The sequence below is a fragment of the Neisseria sp. P0019.S002 genome, assembly GCF_051957155.1.
Lineage (GTDB): Bacteria > Pseudomonadota > Gammaproteobacteria > Burkholderiales > Neisseriaceae > Neisseria > Neisseria perflava.
Genome location: NZ_JBQCWS010000015.1, coordinates 1 through 5,671 on the forward strand (window position 1 = coordinate 1; position 5,671 = coordinate 5,671).

The 5,671-nt window shown below is 42.1% G+C and carries 2 protein-coding genes; both read left to right on the top strand.

Features of this window, described 5'->3' with window-relative positions:
• A partial coding sequence (locus tag ACTHTY_RS11225; RefSeq protein WP_440367679.1) for a ShlB/FhaC/HecB family hemolysin secretion/activation protein occupies nucleotides 1-513 on the top strand: 513 nt, incomplete at its 5' end.
• Nucleotides 514-641: 128 nt separating this feature from the next.
• A partial coding sequence (locus tag ACTHTY_RS11230) for a two-partner secretion domain-containing protein (protein ID WP_440367681.1) occupies nucleotides 642-5,671 on the top strand: 5,030 nt, incomplete at its 3' end.

Below are 5,671 nucleotides of genomic sequence, written 5' to 3' on the forward strand. Positions count from 1 at the left end.
GGTATGCGGCAAAGTATCCCGGTATCGGAAGAAGACGATAGTACTGATGCTTCACGTATGAAAGTCATTACGGCTGAAATAGATGCCTCAGTCCCTTTTAAATTGGGTAAGCAACAATTTTCATATGAAACTTCATTGTTTACACAATGGAATAAAACGCCATTAGTTTCACAAGATAAGCTTACTATTGGTAACCGCTATACTGTTCGCGGATTTGATGGAGAACAGAGTTTGTCTGGGGAGCGTGGTTTTTATTGGCAGCATACTTTAGCTTGGTATTTTCATCCACGTCACCAATTTTATTTTGGTGTGGATACGGGACATGTTTCTGGAGAAAGTACCCAATATATGACAAGAAAAGGTTTGACTGGAGCGACAATAGGATTTAAAGGCAGTCAAAAAATAGGTGGAAATCTGTATTACAACTTATTTATGGGTAAGCCGCTACATAAACCTGAAGGTTTTAAGACGGCCAAAACTACTTACGGTTTCAGTGCGAACTATAGTTTTTAAGGCATGATTGCACTGAAACCATATCATATTATCTAGCAATGTTTAAAATTTCTAGATAATTCTGCATTTTAAAATGCGACACTTATATTATAACTAAATTTACCATTAAATTCAAAAGGAATTTTAAGATGAATAAAGGTTTACACCGTATTATCTTCAATAAAAAGCACGGTACTATGGTTGCTGTTGCTGAAAATACTAACAGTCAAGGCAAGGGGCGGCAGGCAGGTTCCTCCTCTAGTCATACTGTTTCAGATAATTCTCATGTTTCTCTTGGGTCTACTCTCAAGACTACTCTTAAGACTTTAGTTTGTTCATTAGTGTCACTTAGTATGGTTGTTCCTGCCAATGCACAAATTATTACTGATAAGTCGGCTCCAAAAAACCAACAAGCAGTTATTCTTAAAGCAAATACGGGTGCGCCGTTAGTTAATATTCAAACGCCAAATGGTAAAGGTTTGAGTCATAACCGCTATACACAGTTCGATGTGGATGCTAGGGGCGTTTTGTTGAATAATGATCGCAATCATAATCCATTTTTAGCAAAAGGCAGTGCAGGGTTAATTTTAAATGAAGTACGTGGCGCTGCCAGCAAACTTAATGGCATTGTTACTGTAAGTGGCCAAAAAGCCGATGTTATTGTTGCTAATCCTAATGGGATTGTAGTTAACGGGGGTGGTTTTAAGAACGTAGGTCGCGGTATTTTAACTACAGGTACTCCTCAAATTGGTAAAGATGGTTCGCTGACCGGCTTTGATGTTCGCAATGGTACATTTACTGTTGGTTCTGCAGGCTGGAATGATAAAGGAGGGGCTGACTATACTGAAATTTTAGCACGTGCGGCATTTCTGCAGGGGAAATTGCAGAGTAAGAATCTAACAGTTTCTACAGGGGCACAAAAAGTAGACTATAGCAATGGTAGCATCAGTGAAGGCCTTGCAGAGGGAGCTAAACCAATTACTGCTATTGATACGGCTGCATTAGGTGGTATGTACGCTGAAAGTATTGCATTGGTCGCTAATGAAAAAGGTGTTGGTGTTAAAAATGCTGGTACATTGGAGGCAGCTAAACAACTTGTTGTTACTTCTTCAGGCAGGATAGAAAACAGTGGGCGTATTGCTACTACTAATGATAGTACAGAAGCATCATCAACGTACTTAAGTATTGTCACTACTGAAAAAGGGGCAGCCGGTGCTTTTATTTCCAATGGCGGTAAGATTGAAAGCAAAGGTTTGCTAGTAATTGATACTGCTGAGGATATTGGTCTGCGTAATGGTGCTACAGTACAGAATACTGGCAGCATTCCTGCTGCTACCGTATTGAATGCAGAAAGAAATTTAGTGGTTGAAGGCCAGGCTAAGGTTGTTAATAACAAAGGTTTTGTCAGCATGTCTGCCGACGGACGTACTGTACTTAAAGATGCAAGCATTCAGGCGGGAGATTATATCCAAAGCAGCAGTGTAGGCAATGTGGAATTGGGTAACAATGCACGAATGTCTGCCGAAAATGTTACTGTATTGACTAATGGTAGTATCGGTAGTTCAGCAATTATTGAGGCAAAAGACACTGCACATATTGAAGCAGGCAAACCGGTGTCGCTGGAGCAGCCTACCATTGAATCTAATATTCAAATGAATGGCGGTAGTATTAAAGCTGGAAAAAATTTAGTATTGATGGCTGATGATAACATCAGTGCAAAAACATCGCAGCTGAATACTTCTGGAAATCTTTATACTCAAGCAGACAAGAGTCTGAATCTGAATGTTGATCAAGATTTATCTGCTCGTAATGTCAATTTGAGAGGTAGTGGTGCCGTCAATGTAAGCGGCAGTGGTAAAACAGTTACCGCTACAGATAACATTAATGTTGAAGCAGGTAAACTTCAAGTTTCCGATGCTAATTTAAATACTACTTCAGGTAGTGTGCAGTTGAGAGCATTAAATGAAGGAATAAATATCCGTAATTCTAAGCTGAATGCTGCTCAAAACATTGATGCTAATACACAGGCGGGTAGCATCGTCGCAGAGGGTCTGAATGCTACTACCAAAGAAGGTAGAATTTCTGTCTTGGCTGATGGTAACGTTGATCTTAATGGCACCAATACCCTTGTGGCTAAATCAGATGTAAATGTAGGTTCTGTTAATAAAGGCCATCTGAAAGCAAGTAACACCAATATCACATCATCAGCAGGTGATGTGAGACTTCTTGCGGGTAACGGCATGGAAGTTGGGGATGGCAAGCAGTCTAATTCTATTAGTGGTAAAAATATTAATATCCAAAATAATGCAGGTAATGCAAGCTTAAAGGATCTGAAACTGCATGCACAAAATGGTGCATTGAGCATTCATTCTGACCGTGCTTTGGGTATAGAAAATGCCAAGTTGGAAGCTACCCACAATATACAGATTAATGCTCAAAATGAGCGTGTAGTATTAAATCAGGTAGATGCCTACGCACATCAGCACATGGTTGTTACTGCTCAAGGTAAAACTGCCGGTCATATTGTACAGAATGACAAACGTCCTTCATCCAATAAACTGGTTGCCAATGGTGCATTGGTACTCAGTTCGCGTTATACCCAAGTTGCCGATAACACTACTTTAAGTGCAGGTGCCATTAATATCCAATCAGGTGGCGCACTTATTAAGCGTGGCAAGATTGATTGGAGTACAGTTCCTACCAAAACTTTGGAAGCTAATGCCGAGCTGAAATCACTGGCCGGTCGCTTAGATATTTCTGCGAAGAGCGGAACATTGACTATAGAGCCTTCTAATCGCATCAGTGCACATACGGATTTGAATATTCAGGGTGGTGATAAACTGGTTCTGACTGCTCAGGGTGGTAATGCCGGAGCTCCTAGTGCGCGTGTTTCTACGTTAGAGGCTAAAGGTGATGTACGCTTACTTGCGGGGGAAGCTGACATTAAGGCTGCAAAAATTACTGCTGGTAAGAAACTGTCGGTAGTGACTACCAAAGGTAAATTGAATATCGAGGCAGTTAACAATACATTAAACAATTATATCCCTGTTCAAAAAGTATCTGAGCTTAATGAAAAGTCAAAAGAGCTGCAGGAGAGAATTGCCAAATTAAAACAGGAAGAACTTGCCAAAAGATTCACGCCAGAACAACTTGCCGAATTAAGAAAACTAAGAAAAGGACCTATTTTTAAAATAGTAAACGGCGCACAACTAGAACCGACTACTCCTCTTATTAAGTCTCTAGAGGCAGATCTGATTCGCTTGATTTTTTACACTAACTCTATTAATAAAGAGGTTAAGGGCAAGAAACCTAAAGGTAGCGAATACCAACAGGCTCGACTTTCTGCACAAAATATCGATCTGATTTCAGCCAATGGCATAGAAATTAATGGTTCAGATATTACTGCGGCTCAAAAGCTGAATATTTATGCTGCAGGAGCGTTACCTAAAGCCGCAAATTCCGATGGTGCAGCCATTGTGATCGATGGTATGACCGATATGTATGAAATCGGTAAGCCTGAATATAAGAGCCACTACGATAAATCTGCATTGAATAAACCATCACGTTTGACGGGTAATACAGGTGTTAGCATTCATGCTGCGACAGCACATGACGATGCACGCATCGTGATTAGCGCATCTGAAATCAAAGCTCCGGCAGGCAGTATAGATATTAAAGCCCATAGTAACATTGTACTGGAGGCGGGACAAAATGATGCTTATACCTTCCTAAAAACCAAGGAGAAAAGAGGTGGCCCTTTTGGAAAAACCACATATGATAGCACTAAAAACCGTTTGATTATTCCGGCTCCGGTAGAATTGACTGCGGCAAAAGGCATTACCGTACAGGCAGGTGGCGGTATTGAAGCTAATACTACCCGTTTTAATGCTCCTGCAGGCAAAGTTAGCCTGATTGCAGGTGAAGATTTGCAACTGTTGGCTACTGAAGGTATCCATCAGCGTGAGCATGATGTGCAAAAAACACGTCGCTTTGTAGGCATTAAAGTAGACAAAAGCAAGTACAGTAAAACTGAATTGAATGAGACCAAGCTTCCCGTACGTGTTGTTGCTGAAACGGCTAAAACCCGTTCTGGTTGGGATACTGTTTTGGAAGGTACGGAATTTAAAACATCCTTGGCAGGTGCAGATATTCAGGTAGGCGTAGGGGAAAAAGCCCGTGCCGATGCCAAAATTATTCTTAAAGGTATTGTTGAGCGCATTCAATCGGAAGAGAAGCTGGAGTCTAACTCAACGGTATGGCAGAAACAGGCGGGACGAGGCAGTACGGTTGAAACCCTGAAACTGCCGAGCTTTGAAGGCCCGACTGCTCCGGTATTGACTGCGCCCGGTGGTTTCATTGCAGATATTCCTAAAGGCAATCTGAAAACTGAGATTGAGAAGCTGGCAAAACAACCAGGATATGCTTATTTGAAAGAGCTGCAGACGGCCAAGAATGTTGACTGGAAACAGGTTAATCTTGCATATGATAAATGGGATTATAAAGCGGAAGGTTTGACGCCTGCTGCCGCGGCTGTAGTTGTTATTGTTGTAACCATACTGTCCTATGGTGCTATGTCTGGAGTAGCAGCAGGTGGAGTAGCAGCAGGTGGAGCAGCTACGGGTGGAGCAGCAGCTACGGGTGGAGCAGTAGCTACCAGTGGAGTAGCAGCTACGGGTGGAGTAGGTTCACTCTCTGCAATGGGAATGGCAGCTGGCAAGGCTGCAGTGGCTGCATTAGCTAGTCAGACAGCAGTTTCTTTGATTAACAATAAAGGAAATATTTCCCATACTTTGAAAGATTTGGGTAAGAGCAGCGTTGTTAAACAGGTTGCGACTGCTGCCGTTACTGCAGGTGTGTTGCAAGGCATAGGCGGATTGAATATACAGGATTCTTTCAACAGCCCCTTGGTTGGTAAGTTTACTTCTAATCTGATTAATTCAGCTGCCTCTGCAGGTGTAAATACTGCTATCAACGGTGGTAGTTTGAAAGACAATCTAGGTAACGCTGCCTTGGGTACGCTGGTAACGACTATACACGGAGAAATAGCCAGTAAGATCAAAGTTAATTTCAGCGAAAACTATATTGCTCACAAAATCGCCCATGCTGTAGCAGGCTGTGCAGCTGCTGCTGCGGCACGACAAGGCAAGTGTCGTGATGGTGCAATCGGTGCAGCTGTTGG